The organism is Bifidobacterium amazonense, from assembly GCF_018555435.2.
GTDB lineage: Bacteria > Actinomycetota > Actinomycetes > Actinomycetales > Bifidobacteriaceae > Bifidobacterium > Bifidobacterium amazonense.
Genome location: NZ_JAFEJT020000018.1, coordinates 1 through 17,832, shown reverse-complemented (window position 1 = coordinate 17,832; position 17,832 = coordinate 1). Strand labels below are relative to the sequence as shown.

The window sequence follows — 17,832 nt, the reverse complement described above, 5'->3', positions numbered from 1 at the left end:
CATGCGAATCTTCAAGGCCACGGCGATCGCGGTCGTGATCATCGCGCTGATCGCGGCCGCGGCGTACGGATTCCGCCGTGAGCATCGCATGCGGCTCACGATCATCGCGTGGGGTTCCGACGCGCTGGTCGAACAGACGCAACGTCTGGGCGAACGATTCGCGCAAGCGAACGAACTGGACGCCGACCAGGTGAGCGTCGTCACACCGGACGGCGACGATCCCGGCCAGTTGTCCCAGCAGATCGACCAGGCGCAGCAGCAGGGCTCGGTGGCGCTCATCGCCTCCGCAACATCGTTCGACAGCGCCATGGACCCCGTCGGCTGTTCCAACTACGTCGCCATGTATCCCGATCGGTCGGCGGGCGCCGCTCCGGCGTTCGGCGACTCGTTCGCCGCGACCGTGCCGAACGGCGCGTGGCGTTACTTCACCTGCGACGGCGAGGGCGTCGCCGCCGTGCTCGACGAGACCACCGACGACCATCTCGTGCGCCGGTGCGAACGTTCCGACGAACGAGGGTCGACGATCTGCGCCACCGACCGCGGCAGCACCGAATACCGTCCGGCCGCCAGCATCAAGGTGCTTGACGCCGACGCCGCCAAACAGTGCGAGAGCACCGGCGAATGCGCGTGGGAGCAGACCGCCATGCTGCAAACGTACGCGTCCGTGGTGCAGGGACTGTCGCTGAACCGTTCGCGCACGTGGGCCGCGGCCTCCCGCGCCGCAGCCAGCTCGTCCAATACGCCCGGCTCGTCCGGTGCCGGCACGTCCGCCCTGCCCGGCGACTATCTCATCGCCTTCTACCCTTCCGAATTCACCGGAAGCAGCAGCCAATCCGCCACCGAACTCAACGACCAGTTCGCCCGTTATCTGGAGTTCCAATGAACGATCCGCTCTACCAGCCAGGCGACCCGAACCAGGTGCTCGCCGGCCCCGCGACCTACGATATTCTGTTCAATCACGACGACGCCGTCGACGAGCTGCACGGCGGTCGCCCTCCGCGGCGCAACACGCGTCGCCGCCGCATCCTCGGCTGGATCGCGTTCGCGCTCGTGGCGCTGCTGATGGTGCTGTCCCTGCTGCGTATGCTCGTCTTCGCCGACCCGCAGATCAGGATCACGCTGGTCGACGCCGGCCAGTACGCGCAGGTCGCGTCCGGCGTGGCCCGCGATTTCGCCGATGCGAAGCGGATGCGCGCACGCGACGTGCAGGTGCGCACGCTTTCGTCGTCGGACGAGGACCAGCTGCGCCGAGCGTGGGAGACGATGCGCGCCGACAACGTGCAGGACGTGATCGTCGCCCCGTCCGGCACGTTCGACCGGCTGGCCGAGGACGGCTACGTCACGCCGTTCTCGTCGCTGCCCGAACTGCAGTATGCGCAGGGTTCGACCGCGATGACGACCGACGACGCGACGACTTGGTACAGCGACGCGGGCGCGGCCGGATCGCAGCCGACCGCGATGCGCGACACGTGGTACGAGCTGCCGGTCGACGGCACGGCCGGACAGGCGCCCGGCACGGCCGACGGAACCTGGGACTGCACGCGGTCCGCCGCGTCGGCATCGTCCGTCGCGCAGGTGACGTGCCGTGCGACGGACGACGGCACGGCCGCCGGCCGTCAGCTGAACATCCGCACGTACGAGCCGGCGTCGATCGTCGTCGTGCCGCAGGCCGATGCGAATGCCGGCGACGACGCGGGCGACGACTCAAACGCCGACCCTGCCGCACAGGGCGCCGCGACGGACGGCTCGTGGACGCAGCGAGGCCCGATCATGATCCGTCAGACGAAGGTGTACGGCCTGCGGCTCGACACGTCCGCACGGTGGACCGCCGCACGCGACCATGCCGGCGCGGCCGCCACGAACCGCACGCCCTACGTGCTGGGCCTCGCCGAAGCCGATCCGGACACCCCGACGGGCTACGGCGACGACAGCGTGCTGTCGCAGGCCGCCGCCGACCTGATCACGTATCTGCGTTTCGAGGAGCCCGCACAGTAGGGTTCGGTAATGGAAACCGACGGAAAAGACCTGTTTATGCCCACATTCCATGTGACCGGGGCCTCGGCTAGGGATGGTCGCAGAACGATTGTGGGCATAAACCGGCCACGTATGAGACCGGATAACGAAGATTCAAGTCAGAGATCGGCTGGTTGTGGGCATAGACCAGCCATGAAGCCACTCAAATCGTGGGCATAAGCAGTCCATATATCCGATCGTGGGCATGGACGGTACACGAAGAGGTCAAATCAACGCCGTTCGCGTACCGCCCATGCCCACGATGCCGTTTATGCCCACAACACATAGTCGGTGCTGCCGGCCTATTCCTTGCAGCTTGCAGCGCACGCCGATCAGACAGCCGACGAATCCGCCGGCGCGCTCGGTGCTCAGGAAACGGGCATCGTACGAGCGCAGCAGACGGGTCCGGGAAGTGTCGGACGGCGTCGTATTCTCCGTCACCGCATCCGCAGGCAGGGCGAGGATGTCCAGACGGTTGCCGCGCAGCCGCAGTCCCACCGTTTCGGACGAGTCCAGTCCGACCTGAGTCCACGACGAATTGTGTTCGTCGACGACGTGCATGACGGCGATCGGCCCGGCCTGCGAGTCGGTCACGGCGAGCGTGACGTAACGGTCCGTGTTCTGCCTAAGCATCAGCGAACGATCCGGACGCGCGGCGTAGACGACGTCCATGTCGGCGACCGGCATGAACCGGTAGCCGGGGGCGGCCGCGACGCCGACCGTCGGGTCGACACCGTCACGGTCGCGCACGACGATGTCGGCCGGCACCGGACCGCACGACGATGACGTACGATCCGTCGCGGATGCGGCATCGGCAACCGTCAGGCTCCCGTCGTCACCGGCCGTCACAGCCAAGGCTGCAGGCAAACGTCCGAAGCCGGGGTTGACCGTCAGCCAGCCGGGGTCGGTCTGCGCGTCACCGTCGGCATCTGCAGGCCCATCGGCACCGCCGCGCGGCTCGCCGTCCCATACGACCGGAGCGACGAACGTCTCGCGGCCGAAGTAGCTGAACCGCTCCCCCGGCTCGTCGCCGGGGGTTTCACGCACGCCGAGGCAGACGAGCAGCCAGCCGGCCGTGGGATGGCGCAGCAGGTCCGCGTGTCCGACGCACTGCACCGGCTCGTTGAAGCCGAGATGCCGGTGCGTGAGGATGGGGTTGCGTTTGCAGGCGCGGAACAGCCGGTCGTATTCGCCAAGCACGCTGCGCTCGCCTTCGCGGGCCGGCCGGATCGCGACGCCACGGGACGCGCAGTCCTCTTCGAACCCGTCGATCGCCCGAACCAGACCATCCGGCGCGAACGTGCGCATCATCATCTCGCTGTGCTCGGGGCCGGTGCCGCCTTCCGCGGTCATCAGATACACCCAGTCGCCGATCCGGTACAGATGCGGACCCTCCGCCCACACGGCGTCCAGACCGTAGCCGCGCCAGAGCACCGTGCGCTCGCCGGCGAGACGCCATACGCCCGAACCGGAGTCGGAACCGGTATCGGAGTCCATGTCGAGCGGCGCGGCCCATACCTCCGTCTGTCCGTCCCAATGCGGGTCGACGGCGGGTCGCGTCTGCGTCCACCAGACGGTGCCGTCGCGGTCCTCGAAGATGTCCGGATCGATGCCCTCGGCACCCGCGACCCAGTACGGCCCGCGCCACGGCCCCTCCAACGAGTCGGCGACGATCGCGAAGTTGCCGCCGGCCGCGTCGCAGCGGGCCAGCTCGTCGCCAAGCCCCTCGGCGACGGCCTTGTCGCGGTCGACACGCGTGGTGGTGCACACGATCACGTACTTGCCGCGGATGCGGCGCAACGTCGGCGCGTACAGGCCGCCGGAGTCGGCGACGCCGTCGAGGAAGAGCCGGCGGGCCATGCGCTCGTCGACCGCGTCGGCGACGTGCGTCCATGTCGCCAGGTCGCGTGTCGTGTGGATCGGCAGGCCGGGGATGAGTTCGAACGACGAGTTGACGAGCACGATCTCGCCGCGCGTCTCGTCCCAGATCCACGACGGATCGGGATGCATGCCGCGCAGCACGGGATTGGCGATGATGCGGGCGGCCATACGATTGAAAGTCTGTGCTTTGGAAGTCTGTGCCATGATGCTCCTTTGCGTGGCCCATGACCGGCCATGACCGGCCACGACCGATGTGTCGTCGCGACAACGCGCCGCGCCCCTCGACCGCTCCTGCAGAGAACGGGAACCCGGGAAGGGGCGCGAACGGCTCACCACGCGCGCCGGTAGCGGCCGGCGAGCGCGAGCATCGCGAACGCGTAGAGGAAGTTGTCGTAGTAGCGTCGCGGCCCGACGCGCATGGGCGTGTTCCACAGCAGGTCGACCCAGGCGCGCGCGTTGCGTTCGGCGTCGGGGTATGCGGCCGGATCGGCGTGGATGGCGGCGAGCGCGCCTTCCGCCGTGGCGGCGATGAAGCCGACCGGATGGAGCACGCGTTCGTCGGCGACCGGCGTGCCGTCCACCTCGTACGCGCAGGTGCGGTCGTGGGTCAGGAAGAAGCGCTGCAGTGCGGCTACGCGGTTGCACAGTTCTCGTTCGACTGATGCCGACGACGGCAAGCCCGTAGCATCCGCAATATCCGCGACATCCGCAACATCGGGCGCGTCACCGGCGGCATCCGCAACGTCCGTCTCGCGCCACGCCGCATCCAGTCCGATGTTGCCCGCCGTGCGGTACGCGTCGGAGTAGAACCAGTCGTGCCTGCCCCATTCCACGGTGACCGGCCGGCCGTCGTAGTCGGCGTATTCCGGGTTGAGTCCGGTCGTCGCGTCGATCGCACGCGTCAGATAGTCGCGGCTGGCGGCCGCCGCGGCCCGCCAAAACGGGCGGTCCTGCTCGTCGGCGCGTGCCGCGAACGTCTCGTAGAAGTGCGGCAGATGGTATGAGGGGTCGCTCCAGCCGATGCCGGGCACGAATTCGATGAGATGGTTGCCGGCGTCCCACATCGGCTCGCCATCCTCGTCGCGTCCCTTGTGCACGCAGTAGTGGAGCAGTTCGCGCGCCTGCGCGGCGTACGCCTGCAGTCCTTCGCCTTCGCCCCACCGGTCGGAGGCGAGGAAGAGGTCCATCGCGAAGTACTCCTCGCCGTCGGGGGCCGGGCCGCCCGCGCGTTCGGAGCCGTCGGGCTTGACCGACCACGAGAAGTAGTGCGCCTGCGGGCCGTCGGCCATGTACATGTGCTTCATGACCCAGCCCCACAGCCTGTCGAACACGTCCTGCCGATCGTATTGCACGGCGAGCATCATCGCGTAGCTCATGCCTTCGGTGCGCACGTCGTCGTTGCCGGTGTCCATCACGTAGCCGAGGCCGTCGGAGGTCTGCCAGTAGAACTTGTTCGACCCTTCGAAGATCTCGTGCCATACCTGCGCGAGCCTCGCGTCGACGTCGGCCTGCGCGTGGCCGAATCGTGCGAACAGGGACGGCTGTCCCGTTGCGATCGCCGCAGACGTCGCGGTCGCCGCGGTCGGCATGGTCGTTGCGTTCGTGGTCATGATGTACGGTTTCCTTTCCTGCGCTCTGGTGCGATGATCTGGTGCGATGATCTGGTGCCATGATGGTCGGTGCCGCGGATGGTCGGCAGGGACCGGCTTGTGCTAGTCGATCGGCATGGAGAACGGCGAGGCGAGCAGGCCGTCCGAATTGGTCAGGCACGGTTTGGGAGACGGCTCCCACAGGAACCGCAGGCTTGCGTCGCGGCCGGGGGCAGTGCCCTGCGGCAGGTCGACGACGATGCGGTCGCAGGCCGCGATCCGCCCGTCGAACGTGGCGACGCGCGGCAGTCCGGCGCCGTTCACGACCTCGAACCGCAGCGCCCCGCACGCGCGCAGCCCGTCGCCGACGTGCGTGAACCGCACGACGAGACGGTTCGGTTCGGACCGGACCGAACACGGCACCGGCCCCATCGGCTCGCCGTCGCCGCCGTAGACGAGCGACTCGGCCGCGACGGCCATACGCTCCCCCACGGGACGCTTGTTCAGCGGGTGCAGGTCGCTGTCGTCGCCGACGTCGTAGGTCATGACCATCGCCGTGTGCCGCACGGCGAGCGCACGCCGTTGTTCGTCGCGCAGATACAGCCAGCTGCTCGGATCGTCGAGCCGGTAGTTCGGCAGCTGCGCGTAGATGAACGGCAGATCGGGGCGGCCGAACAGCCGTCGCCAATCCTGCACCAATGCCATCTGCAGTTCCGCGTAGCCGCGCGGATGCCAGCAGTTCGACTCGCCCTGATACCACAGCACGCCGGTCAGCGCGAGCCGGCGCAACGGCACGATCATCGCGTTGTAGTCGCCGACCGGCTCCATGCGGAAGAACTCGTCGCCCGGCTTGACCGGCATCCACACGCTGCGGCGGAACCGCCATGCTCCCATCGCGTCCACGTCGATCACGCCTCCGGAACGCCCGGTCTCGCCGGCCTTGCCGGCCGCACCTTCGTCCGCGCGCTCACCTGCTCCCGCGCGATCGGTCGCCTCGATGGCCGCGTTCACCGCCGCTGGTTCGACCAGATCACGCTTCAGCGCATCGCCGACGACGATGAGATGCCGTTTGCCCGGCGTGAAACCGCCGCCCGGGTTCTCGACCTTGAGGCGGATGGCCAGCGTGAACTCCTGTGGCAGCGCGTCGATGTCGTAGTCGCGCGGCGGATACTGGTAGTACGTTTCGCCGATCAGCCGGCCGTCGAGATACACGCGGTCGGCGTCGCGCATCGTGCCGAATCGCAGCTGCGCCGGCAGGCCGGCGAACCGTTCGGGCACGCTGATGCGTTTGCGCAGCCAGATCACGCCCGGCGCGCGCAGTTCGACCCGTCCGGATTCGGTCAGACGCATGACGTCCCAGTCCGTATCGTCGAAGTCCGGTTCCTGCCAACGTTCGCCCAATCCCGGGTCGGCCGCGTCGGCCTGTTCGTCCCAGCGTGCCGCGGCCTCGGTGAACAGCCGCTGCTGGCGTGCCACGTACGCGGGCGTGAGCCGGTCGAAGTCGTCCGGCAGCGCGCCCATCGCAGCGAGCCGGCCGCGGCTCATCCACGTTTCGATCAGGCTGCCGCCCACGGCCGTGCAGACCAGGCCGACCGGCACGCCGACGTCGGCGCGCAGCCGTTGCGCGAAGAACCAGCCGACCGCAGACATGTCGGCGATGCGTTCGCGCGAGGAGCTGAACCACTCCCCCGCGTCCAGATCGTCGTGTTCGCGTTCGAAATCGAACGTCTGCGGCACGTCGAAGCAGCGGATCAGATCGTCGTCCACGTCGTCCAGCAGCCGCGGCGCCTCGCCGGCGACGCGTTCGAGCCGCAGTTCCATGTTCGACTGTCCGGCGAGCAGCCAGACGTCGCCGAACAGCACGTCGCGCACGACCGTCGTCGTCTCGCCGTCGCTGACCGTGATCTCGGCGCGTGTGCCGGCCGGACGCGCCGGCAGCGTCGTCTCCCAGCGCCCGTCGGCCCCGGCCGTGACGTGCGACGAAACGACGGCCGGTTCCGTGGACCCGGATGATTCCGTCGCGACCGTCGCGATCGCAGTCCCCGTCGCGTCCGCGGTCCCCGTCGCGACCGCCGCGCGCATCGTGACGTTCACCGTACGTCCCGGCTCGGCGGTGCCCCACACGGCGACCGGCCGGTCGCGCTGGATCATGCAGCCGTCGGATACCAGCGGCGTGATCCGCAAAGTCATTGACTGCAATGTCATTGACGTCCTCCTTGTCATCGCCGGCCCGCGATGATCCGTTCGCCATCGCCGGGCCGGCCGATCCGCATCGTCAGAATTCGACGGTCCGCGAGCGCGGCGCGAAGCCGAGCAGTTCGACGGAACGCGCGTCGGGCTGGCTGACGCCCGCGTAGATCTCGAATCGGTCGCCGTCGACGATCTGCTCGCCGTTCTCGTCATAGACCTTGAACGCGTCCGGGTCGACCGGCAGCGTGACCTGCGTACGTTCGCCGACGGCCAGTTCGACCGGGCGGAACCCGGCGAGCTGCCAGTTGCGCGGCGCGAGCGGCGAGTCAAGGTTCTTGACGTACACCTGCACGACTTCGCGCTCATCGCGCTTGCCCGTATTCTCGACGGTCAGGCTCACGTTCGCCGTGCGCGCGTCGTGGTTCAGGTCCACGCTCAGGTCGCCGATCGCCGTGGTCGAATAGGTCAGGCCGTAGCCGAACGGATAGAGCGCCTCGCCTTCCATGTACTTGTAGGTGCGGCCCTTCATCGAATAGTCCTCGAAGTCGGGCATCCCGTCGCAGTCGCGGTAGAACGTGACCGGCAGCTTGCCGGAGGGCGCGGCCTTGCCGAACAGCACATCGGCGACCGCGTCGCCGCCCTGCCCGCCCGGATACCACACCTGCATGAGCGCGGCCAGGTTCGGGTGGTCCTCGAGCCCGTCGAGGCTGAGCGCGCTGCCGGAGGCGAGCAGCACGACCACCGGCTTGCCGACCTCGAGCAGCCGTTCGAGCAGATGCCGCTGACGGCCGGGCAGGCTCAGGTTCGCCTTGTCGCCTGCGCCCATCGAGTTGCCGGCGTCGCCCTGCTCGCCTTCGATGGTCGAGTCGAGGCCCATCACGGCGATGATCACATCGGAATGCTCCGCGTTGATGACCGCCTCGGATTCGCGTTCGTTCTCGCGCGACAGCCCGGATTCGGCGTGCGTGCCGAACAGCGAGCAGCCGAGGCCGGAGTAGACGCGCACGTCGTCGCCGCACGCGCGTTCGATGCCTTCGAGGATCGTGGACTTGTGGCTGGGACGGCCGAAGTAGTTGCCGAGGATCGCCTGCACGGAGTCGGCGTTCGGTCCGGTCACCGAGATCGCGTCGAGCTTCGACTTGTCGAGCGGCAGGATGCCGTTGTTCTTGAGCAGCACGAACGTCTTCGGGGCGAGCGCGCGGTTGAACGCGCGGTGCGCGGCCGAATCGTTGCGCTCGTAGCCGATGTGGTCGTATTCGCAGTCTTGCGCGAACATGCCGAGGCGCACGCGCGTGGCGAAGAGCGCCTCGACGGCGTGCGTGACCTCGTCCTCGCTCACCAGCCCGCGTTCGATCGCCTCCTTGGTGGCCCCGGAGCAGCGTCCGGCGCACAGGTCGAGCCCGGCCTTGATCGCCGCGGCCATCGTCTCGGCCGCATCCTTCGTGTAATGGTGGTTCTCGTGCACGTCCTCGAGCGCCATGAAGTCGGAGACGACATGGCCTTCGAAGCCCCACCGGCCGTAGAGGTGGCGGTGCAGCAGATCGTCGTTGACGGAGCACGGCTGGCCATTGGTGGAGTTGTACGCGGTCATCACGCATTCGACGTCCGCCTCCTCGACCGCCGCCTTGAACGCGGGCAGGTAGGTTTCGGCCATGTCCTTGGCGGAGGCGGTCGCGTCGAACTCGTGCCGCTTGGCCTCCGGCCCGGAGTGGACGGCGAAATGCTTGGCGGTGGCGGCGAGCTTCAGATAACGGCCGTCGCCCTGCAGGCCACGGATGAACGCCACGCCGAGCCGGCTGGTCAGATACGGGTCCTCGCCATACGTCTCCTGGCCACGACCCCAGCGCGGGTCGCGGAAGATGTTCACGTTCGGAGACCAGTAGGTCAGGCCCTTGTAGATGTCGCGGTCGCCGTGCGCGGCGTACTCGTTGTACTTGGCGCGCCCCTCCTCGGCGATCGTCTCGGCCACGCGCTTGAGCTCGGCATCGTCGAACATGGCGGCCATGCCGATCGCCTGCGGGAACACGGTGGCCACTCCCGCACGCGCCACGCCGTGCAGCGCCTCGTTCCAATAGTTGTATTCGGGGATGCCGAGCCGCTCGATGGCGGGGGCCGTGTAGTTGAGCTGGCCGATCTTCTCGTCCAACGTCATCTGCGCGACGATGCGTCTGGCCTGTTCGAGTGCTTCGGCATGGGTCATCTGGGTCATGGTGTCGGTCCTTTACGAGTGGGTCAGCCCTTCACGGCGCCGATCATGACGCCCTTGTTGAAGTACTTCTGCAGGAAGGGGTACAGGATCAGCAGCGGAAGAGTGGAGACGATGATCACGCCGTACTTGATCTGGTCGGCGACCTGACGGGCCTGCTGGGCGGTGTCACCGAAAGTGGCGGTGTTCTGCGCGGACTGGTTCGACAGCAGGATGGACTGCAATACCACCTGCAACGGCTGTTTGTTGGTGGTTCGTATGTAGATAAGGCCCGTGAAGTAGTCGTTCCAATGGCCGACGAAGTAGTACAACGCGATCACGGCGATGATAGCCGAGCTTAACGGAAGCACGATCTTCCAGAAGTATCCGAAGTATCCCAGACCGTCGATCTGTGCTGCGTCGTGCAGGTCTTCGGGGATCGAGTTCTCGAAGAACGAACGGGCGATGATGAGGTTCCATACGGACAGCGCGCCCGGCAGGATGAACACCCACATGGAGTCAAGCAGACCAACCTGCTTGTACAGCAGGTAGCTGGGAATCAGACCGCCAGAGAAGAACATTGTGAACGTGAGAAGGAACAGGATCAGACGACGTGGCTTGAATTCGCGGCGGGACAGACCAAATGCCATCGGCAATGTGATCGCCATGTTCAGCGCGGTGCCGATGAACGAATAGATGATCGTGTTACGGTAGCCGGTCCAGATGCGGGCATCTTCAAAAATGCGCTGATACCCGCCCATTTGCACACCTCGTGGCAGCAATAGCACCTTGCCGGTAGCCACGAGTTTTGGATCGGAGATGGACGCAATGATGATGAACCATAACGGATAGAGGATTGCGAGGATCACCGCGACTATCAGCACGGCGATGGCGATATTGACGATCCAATCGGAAATCGTCTGCTTCTGACGGACATGTTTGTTCCACGGGATATCTGACGGCGAAATCTTGGCCGCAGGTGCCACGGATGCTTGCATTGCTTGAGCGCTCACGATAGGTTCCTTTTTAGAAGATGCTGGTTTCTGAAGTCCTCTTGGCGATGAAGTTCGCCAAGACCAGGAAAATGAAGTTGATAACCGTATTGAACAGACCGATAGCCGTCGAGTAGGAGAACTGGCTCTGCTGGATACCGATCTTGTACGTGAACGTTGCAATGACTTCAGATGCTGGCTGGTTGAGCACGTTCTGCATGAGGTAGACTTTCTCGAATCCCACGGAAAGCACGGAACCCATGTTCATGATCAGCAGGATGCCCATCGTCGGCAGGATGGTGGGTATGTCGACGTGGCGAATGAGCTGGAGACGGCCGGCACCATCGATTTTCGCGGCCTCGTACAGCGCGGTATTCACTCCGGACAAGGCAGCCAGATAGATGATCGAGTTCCAGCCGACATGTTGCCAGACCTCGCTGATCCAGTACAGTGCCGTGAACGCCTTGGGCTCGCCCATCAGACTATGGTCGGGGAAGAACCGGCCGATGATGCCGGTGTTCGGAGTGAGCAGGATGTTGAGCATAGAGACGATGACCACTGTCGAAATGAAATGCGGCATGTAGGTGACCGTCTGAATGAAGCCTTTGACCTTGGCATTGGATACCTGATTGATCATCAATGCGAGGATGACAGGGAAAATGAAGCCCATGACCAGTGTCCACAAACTGATGCGCACGGTGTTGGTGATGACCGCGGTGAAATTCGGGTCGGTGAAGAACTGGTTGAAGTATTTGAATCCAACGAACTTGCCGCCGGTGATACCCTTGCGAGGGTCGAAGTCGCGGAAGGCGAGCTGAATACCCCACATCGGTACGTACGAGAAGAACAGCACGAAACAGCAGCCGGGCAGAATCATCAGCCAGATCTGCCAGAATCGTTGGAAGTGTCGCGCCAATCGCACAGGCAGGGGCTGACTTCGCTGGATGGCGATGTTGTCTGGAATGGAGGATGAAAGGGTTGTGACGACTTGTGCGCCACGCTGCGCGGTCTTTCTCATAGCGGGTCTTTCTTATTTACAAGAAGTTGTCAATTCGATCGGGAGATGGCCGCAGAGATGTGACGACTGCGCCGTCAAGCATCTCCGCAGCGTATATGCAATGCCGTATCGGCGTTACTTTTCGTCCGAGAACAGCGGCAGCGGATCGGTCACCTGATCATCGTATGCCTTCTGCCACAGGCTGAGTATCTCGTCAAGGCCGGCAGCCTTGACCTGCTTGACATAGTCATCCCATCCGTCTTCGATGCCACCATTCTGGATCCAGTTGCCGGTGGTGGTCATGACGTAGGTCATCACGCGGTTGTACAGGTTGCTCAGTGTGGTGCCGTCCTCGGTGTTCATCTTCACATAGACCGGCATATAGCTCTTCTCGTTGACATGACGCTGTGCCGCCTCGAAGGGAGCGTCAACGGCTTTATTGCGGTCCACGTCCACATCGCCCTTGATCGTAATGTCGTCGGGGATGTAGGTGGTCATGTTGATGGTCGGCGCGATCTTGAGATTGGCGTCATACCGGGACGGATCGACCGTGTACTCATTGTCGCCGGTCTTCTTGATATAGTCGGTGCCGTAGCTGATCTGCACCGCCATATCAGTGCTGTACATCTTGTCGATGATCTTCCAGATGGCCTCCTTATTAGGTGCGTCCTTGGCGACAGCCAATGTGCCTTGGCCGTACTTGGATGCCTGCAGCGAGGTGTCCCACACGAGGTCGTCATCTGACATGGACGGATCGTACTTCAGCGGTCCGAGCGCGACATACTGGTCGGCGATGTCGCTGCCCATCGAGTAAGCGTTCGATTCGATGGCGACGCCGACGGATGCGGTCGTACCCTCACCCTGTTTCTCGGAATCATAGGAGGAGTCCTCGTGGGTGAGTGCGTCGGCGGGCAGCAACCCCTTGCTCATGAGCTTGTGATAGAACTCGATGGCGGCCTTATAACGGTCGTCGGTCAGCCACGCCTTCACCGTGCCGTTCTCGACATAGACGCCTTCCTGACCGGGAGCGGTGTTGAACGAAGTCGGGATACCGGTATCGTTCATGATGACGAACGGATCCCACCAGCGATAGGATGTGGTGGCGAACTTACGGATATCCATCGGGATTTCATCGGCCTTGCCGTTACCGTTCGGATCTTCGGTCTTGAACTTCTCAAGCACGTCGATCAGCTCATCCCATGTGGTCGGCATGGCGAGTCCGAGCTTGTCGAGCCAAGTCTTATTGATCACACGGCGATGCACGGACATGCCACCCTGCACATTACTCTGGCCCATCACATAGATGTGACCTTCAAGATCGGTTACCCATTTCTTAAGCGTAGGCTGTTCGTCAAGCATCTTCTTGACGTTGGGCATTTGATCGAGATGCTGGCTGAGATCCTCGAAATACGGGTACTGGCTTACCGCATCGGAGTAATACAGGCCGTTGATAGAGATGTCGGCGACGTCGCCGGCGGCGAGAGCGGTCGCTTTCTGCTGCTCCCAAGCGGTGGTGGAGACTTCCTTCCAAGTGATATGGCAATCGCAGGCCGATTCCAGTTCGTCGGTCCATTTCATGTCCTTCATGGCCGCCTGGTTATCCCACTTGAGGACTTGAATCTCCACTTCCGGTTTGCCGTCCGAGGCGAGGCGCTCGCCGTTGCTTTCGGAATCCGGCCCGCATCCGGCCAGAACGGTGAGGACGGCGACGCTCGCTGCCATAACAGTGATCATCCGGGCTTTGCCACTTCGTCGTGTCATTGCACTCTCCTTTGTGCGAAAATTTTCCCCCTGTTCTCGATATCTCAAGAACAATTCATTTATACAGCTCAACCAACATATTCGTCAAACAGTCACAAAACGCTGTTCTCGAAACTTTTTCCGAGAAGATCAAAACCTTAAAACATTGAAAAATAGCCGTTTATGGCAACACTAAAACATCGAAGCCGTCGCCTTAGACACCACAAACAACAACTTTTGTGTATAATTCTTTTTAGAAGTTTTTTCGAAAATTTTATCTCAACGAGGATGTGCAGCATGCCATATCACACACACATCAGACAGTTCACAAGCCCAGCACGTTCGAAGAGACGCCCGACGCTGACCGAAGTCGCCAGCCAGCTGGACGTCTCCGTGGCGACGGTGTCCAAAGTGATCAACGGAAAACCCGATGTGGCCGACTCCACCAGAAGTCGCGTACAGGCTGCGCTTGACGCGATGAACTATGCGAAAAGCCGATCTACGACCTCTCCGCTGATCGATGTGGTATTGGAACGTCTCGACAACGTATGGGGGCTGGAGGTCATCATCGGCGTGGAGCGATCCGCCCGCAAGCATCGTCTCGGCGTGGTGATCACGGAGACCCGAGGAGTCAGCGATGATCCTTCGTTCTGGGTGGATGCTTGCGTGGAGCGCAATCCCATAGGCGTGATTCTGGTACTCAGCGATCTGACCAAGGACGCGGCGCAACGGCTGACCGCCAGAAACATCCCCTACGTGCTGCTCGACCCTTCGGGAGACCCCGATCCGGATTCGGCCTCTATCCGAGCCGACAACTGGAGCGGCGGACTTGCAGGCACCCGGCATCTGCTGGATCTCGGCCACACGAACATCGGGGTCATCACCGGCCCCTCGTCCATGCTGTGCTCGCAGGCACGGCTGGCAGGACATCTGGCCGCGATGGCGGAGCGAGGACTGGCAGTCGACGAATCGATGATCATGGAAGGAGATTTCACCACAACATGCGGGCGCGACCTGGCAATGAAGCTCCTCAAACGCACACCGCGCCCCACCGCAATCGTCGCCGGCAACGACTTGGAGGCCATGGGCGTATACGACGCCGCACACACGTTCAACCTGCGCATTCCCGACGATCTGTCGGTCATCGGATTCGACGATGTGCAGACTTCGGCATACATGGGCCCGCCGCTGACCACGGTACGCCAGCCCATTCGCGAAATGTCGTCGGAAGCGGTTGATCTGCTGCTGCGCTGGGACGAGAGGGATACGCTGATGACCAATCTGACGCTGCCCACGACCCTGATCGTCAGAGGCAGCACCGCGCCATCGCCCGACGAATGATTCGTTCAGGACCGAGGTACGCCAGTGGTCTGACGCACCTCGAGTCTCGGAGTCATGACGATACGACGATCCGCGATATGACGACCTTCGTCCTGCTGGGCCTTCGCGTTCATGATCATTTTGACTGATTCCCGCGCGATATCCAAGAACGGCTGATGGACCGTAGTCAAGCCCAGCCCCGCCACTGGGAATACATCATCGAAGCCGATGACTGAGAGCTCCTCCGGCACCAACACCCGCAGATGGGCCGCGGCACGCAGTACGCCGATCGCGGTCAAATCATTGAATCCGAAAATGGCGGTCGGCGGTTCCGACATTTGCATAAAATGCATGGTCGCATCGACGCCGGCCTCCGACAAGAAATCACCCGTCCACACCAATGCCGGGTCAATCGATATCCCCGCCTCCCGAAGAGCCATGCTCAATCCGGCCATACGGGCAGCGGACGATTCGGAGTCCTCGGGTCCCGACACGGCCGCGATTCGTCGATGCCCCAACTCGATGAGATGCCGCCCCGCAATCAGGCCTCCGGTCCAGTTGTCGACACCGATGGAGAGCGCTTCGTCACTGGTGCCACGATTCAGATCAACGATAACGAAAGGAATCGATCGCGAGCGGAACAGCTTGCGTTCCTTGTCGGTGACGTCAGGGAGATTCACGATTACACCCAACGGATTGCGCCGCAAGATTTGCAGGAACAATTCATATCGGTCCGCCCCCGGCTTCGTCTCGCTGACCGTCACGACCGCACCCATCGCGTTGGCCTGCGATGTCGCGCCGCGGAGAAACTCGATGACGCCATTGCCATCGCCATATGGCAATATCAGCTCGACCGTGGACGACATCTTCGCGTCGAGTTGCCTCTTGCGGCGATACCCGACCTGCTCCAGCACCTTCTCGACGTTCTGCCGCGTGGCATCCGAAACCCCATCGCGTCCATTGATCACCTTGGATACCGCAGCGATCGACACGCCCGAGCGTCGGGCAATTTCGGCCAGCGTGACTTTTCGCTCTGTGTTATCCGCCATATCTACCTCAGAAATAGAAAATTTTCGTTCTCTTTTCAGTATAACCGAACTGCACGATCAGTCAGATAATCCTTTATATTTCAGCCAAACATACAAACATGCATCAGTCTTGACATAGAAGACTCTTCTGCTAGCATTTTCCTTGTCGATATTTTTCTAAGATCTATAGAAAACTTTTATCAGCGGACCGACATCCGGGAAAAAGATCTCAGAAGAGAACCTCCACTGACGGAGATTCTCGCCGCCGGCCGCCAGGCCCGCCCCGACCAAGGCAAAGGAGCACCATGGTATCAAGACAAGTCATCACCCGATACGGGGCCGTCGAAGGCCTCGCCCTGGAGGATCCGAACGTCACCGCGTTCCGCGGCGTGCCGTTCGCCGCTCCCCCGGTCGGCAGGCTGCGCTGGCGCGCCCCGCAGCCGCTCAGCCCGTGGGACGGCGTGTTGCGCACACATGATTTCGCGCCGATCGGCATGCAGCCGATGAGCCGGCCGGACGAGTTCTACGGCCGCGAATGGGCGGTCGACCCGGCGACCCCGCGATCCGAGGACTCGCTGTACCTGAACATCTGGACACCCGCATTGCGCGGCTCCGGCGGCGAAGCGGGGTTCCCCGGCGGCGCCAGCCCGCGCCTGCCGGTGCTGGTGTGGATCTACGGCGGTGCCTACCAGTGCGGCACCACGTCGGAGAAGGAGTTCGACGGCGCGTCGCTCGCGCGTCGCGGCATCGTCGTGGTGACCGTGTCCTACCGTCTCAACGTATTCGGGTTCTTCACGCATCCCGATCTGCGGCATCCCACCGATCCGACCGCGAACTTCGGCATGCTCGACCAGCAGGCCGCCATCGCGTGGGTGAAGCACAACATCGATGTCTTCGGCGGCGACCCCGGCAACATCACCGTCGCCGGTCAGTCCGCAGGCTCGGCCAGCGTGCTGGCGCAATGCGCGTCGGCCACGTCGGACGGCCTGTTCCGGCGCGCGATCATGCAGTCCGGCGGCGGACTCGGCGTCTTCAACGAGCACCTGTGGTCGCTGGCCGAATCGCAGCGCAACGGCGAGCGCTTCCTCTCCTCGCTCGGCGTCGGATCGATCGACGAGGCCCGCGCGATTCCCGCATCCGAACTGCTCGACGCCGCATGCGAGTTCCCGGTGCCGCCCGATTCCGGCCGGGAGGGCGAATGGCCGATGCTGGTCAACTGGATCCCCTGCATCGACGGCCGCTTCCTCACCGGCCAGTACGGCGCGAGCCTGTTGCGCGACGGACGCCGCGACCGCCGCGAACTGCTGGTCGGCAACACCACCGGCGAGTTCACCGTTCCCGGACCGGGCGGCACGCCCGTGCCGGAAGGCGAGCTGGGCAACATCAGGCTGGCGAAAGCCTGGATCGAGGCCGGCAATCCGGCCCCCTTCTTCTACCGGTTCGACGTACAGATGCCCGGCGACGACGCCGGCGCGTTCCACTCCTCCGACCTGTGGTTCACGTTCAACTCGCTGCACACCTGCTGGAGGCCGTTCTCCGGCTGGCATTACGAGCTGTCGGAGACGATGTGCGACTGCTGGGCGAACTTCATCCGCGCCGGAGACCCGAACGGCGAAGGCCGGGGCGGCAAACCGCTGCCCCACTGGGACGCGTTCGACCCGGCGCGCCCGCAGGCCATGCGCTTCGGCCGCGAATCCGGGATGGAGCCACTCGGCGCGAACAGCACTCCTGCTCTCTTGCCAGCATAATGCACTCATCAGGCAATGGGGGGGGGGAGCGGCCCGAACCCGAACCCCGCCCGTACTGGTCGAGCGTGTCCGTCAAGGCCGCCACCGTCAACCATCATGACATTTGGAGTCTCAAGGGCGTCGGCCTCGCCGCCGAACAGACGCCGATG

At 63.8% G+C, this 17,832-nt stretch carries 12 protein-coding genes; 4 read left to right on the top strand and 8 right to left on the bottom strand.

From position 1 onward, the window contains the following. Position 1 precedes the first annotated feature (1 nt). Together JS533_RS05820 and JS533_RS05815 are read left to right on the top strand one after the other, a co-directional pair. Positions 2–883, top strand: coding sequence for a hypothetical protein (locus JS533_RS05820; RefSeq protein ID WP_241513507.1), 882 nt, complete (start codon positions 2–4; stop codon positions 881–883). Further along, positions 880–1,995, top strand: coding sequence for a hypothetical protein (locus tag JS533_RS05815; RefSeq protein WP_241513506.1), 1,116 nt, complete (start codon positions 880–882; stop codon positions 1,993–1,995). Before JS533_RS05820 ends, JS533_RS05815 begins: the two co-directional genes overlap by 4 nt. A gap of 243 nt (positions 1,996–2,238) precedes the next feature. Here JS533_RS05815 and JS533_RS05810 read toward each other — a convergent pair whose 3' ends face one another. The 7 genes from JS533_RS05810 to JS533_RS05780 form a co-directional block, all read right to left on the bottom strand. Next, on the bottom strand, positions 2,239–4,098 hold the full coding sequence (locus JS533_RS05810) for a glycoside hydrolase family 43 protein (RefSeq protein ID WP_241513505.1): 1,860 nt from the start codon (positions 4,096–4,098) through the stop codon (positions 2,239–2,241). A gap of 125 nt (positions 4,099–4,223) precedes the next feature. Continuing rightward, on the bottom strand, positions 4,224–5,504 hold the full coding sequence (locus JS533_RS05805; protein WP_241513504.1) for a family 8 glycosyl hydrolase: 1,281 nt from the start codon (positions 5,502–5,504) through the stop codon (positions 4,224–4,226). A gap of 102 nt (positions 5,505–5,606) precedes the next feature. Further along, a complete protein-coding gene (locus tag JS533_RS05800; RefSeq protein ID WP_241513503.1) occupies positions 5,607–7,688 on the bottom strand; it encodes a sialate O-acetylesterase in 2,082 nt (693 codons plus the stop codon). Between the two features lie 70 nt (positions 7,689–7,758). After that, positions 7,759–9,882: a glycoside hydrolase family 3 C-terminal domain-containing protein gene (locus JS533_RS05795; protein WP_241513502.1), complete on the bottom strand. Its 2,124-nt coding sequence runs from the start codon at positions 9,880–9,882 to the stop codon at positions 7,759–7,761. 23 nt (positions 9,883–9,905) lie between these two features. Continuing rightward, positions 9,906–10,856, bottom strand: a complete 951-nt coding sequence (locus JS533_RS05790) for a carbohydrate ABC transporter permease (RefSeq protein WP_241513532.1) — start codon at positions 10,854–10,856, stop codon at positions 9,906–9,908. A gap of 28 nt (positions 10,857–10,884) precedes the next feature. After that, positions 10,885–11,868 (bottom strand): ABC transporter permease, encoded by a 984-nt coding sequence (locus tag JS533_RS05785; RefSeq protein ID WP_241513501.1) that lies wholly within the window; start codon positions 11,866–11,868, stop codon positions 10,885–10,887. Between the two features lie 114 nt (positions 11,869–11,982). Beyond that, positions 11,983–13,656: an extracellular solute-binding protein gene (locus JS533_RS05780; protein ID WP_241513500.1), complete on the bottom strand. Its 1,674-nt coding sequence runs from the start codon at positions 13,654–13,656 to the stop codon at positions 11,983–11,985. 114 nt (positions 13,657–13,770) lie between these two features. On the opposite strand from JS533_RS05780, the gene JS533_RS05775 reads away from it, so the two are divergent. Further along, positions 13,771–14,928 (top strand): LacI family DNA-binding transcriptional regulator, encoded by a 1,158-nt coding sequence (locus JS533_RS05775; RefSeq protein ID WP_338024164.1) that lies wholly within the window; start codon positions 13,771–13,773, stop codon positions 14,926–14,928. 5 nt (positions 14,929–14,933) lie between these two features. On the opposite strand, the gene JS533_RS05770 is transcribed toward JS533_RS05775, so the two are convergent. Further along, entirely contained in the window at positions 14,934–15,956 is a 1,023-nt protein-coding gene (locus tag JS533_RS05770) for a LacI family DNA-binding transcriptional regulator (RefSeq protein ID WP_241513498.1), read from the bottom strand. A 284-nt stretch (positions 15,957–16,240) separates the two neighbouring features. Here JS533_RS05770 and JS533_RS05765 point away from each other — a divergent pair, with 284 nt between their 5' ends. Further along, on the top strand, positions 16,241–17,683 hold the full coding sequence (locus JS533_RS05765) for a carboxylesterase/lipase family protein (protein WP_241513497.1): 1,443 nt from the start codon (positions 16,241–16,243) through the stop codon (positions 17,681–17,683). Positions 17,684–17,832 lie beyond the last annotated feature (149 nt).

Excerpts from the sequence above, each read along its gene's own strand:
- JS533_RS05790 (WP_241513532.1), bottom strand. The coding sequence starts at position 10,856 with ATGCAAGCATCCGTGGCACCTGCGGCCAAGATTTCGCCGTCAGATATC.
- JS533_RS05795 (WP_241513502.1), bottom strand. The coding sequence starts at position 9,882 with ATGACCCAGATGACCCATGCCGAAGCACTCGAACAGGCCAGACGCATC.
- JS533_RS05785 (WP_241513501.1), bottom strand. The coding sequence starts at position 11,868 with ATGAGAAAGACCGCGCAGCGTGGCGCACAAGTCGTCACAACCCTTTCA.
- JS533_RS05765 (WP_241513497.1), top strand. The coding sequence starts at position 16,241 with ATGGTATCAAGACAAGTCATCACCCGATACGGGGCCGTCGAAGGCCTC.
- JS533_RS05770 (WP_241513498.1), bottom strand. The coding sequence starts at position 15,956 with ATGGCGGATAACACAGAGCGAAAAGTCACGCTGGCCGAAATTGCCCGA.
- JS533_RS05800 (WP_241513503.1), bottom strand. The coding sequence starts at position 7,688 with ATGACATTGCAGTCAATGACTTTGCGGATCACGCCGCTGGTATCCGAC.
- JS533_RS05775 (WP_338024164.1), top strand. The coding sequence starts at position 13,771 with ATGGCAACACTAAAACATCGAAGCCGTCGCCTTAGACACCACAAACAA.
- JS533_RS05805 (WP_241513504.1), bottom strand. The coding sequence starts at position 5,504 with ATGACCACGAACGCAACGACCATGCCGACCGCGGCGACCGCGACGTCT.
- JS533_RS05810 (WP_241513505.1), bottom strand. The coding sequence starts at position 4,098 with ATGGCACAGACTTCCAAAGCACAGACTTTCAATCGTATGGCCGCCCGC.
- JS533_RS05820 (WP_241513507.1), top strand. The coding sequence starts at position 2 with ATGCGAATCTTCAAGGCCACGGCGATCGCGGTCGTGATCATCGCGCTG.
- JS533_RS05815 (WP_241513506.1), top strand. The coding sequence starts at position 880 with ATGAACGATCCGCTCTACCAGCCAGGCGACCCGAACCAGGTGCTCGCC.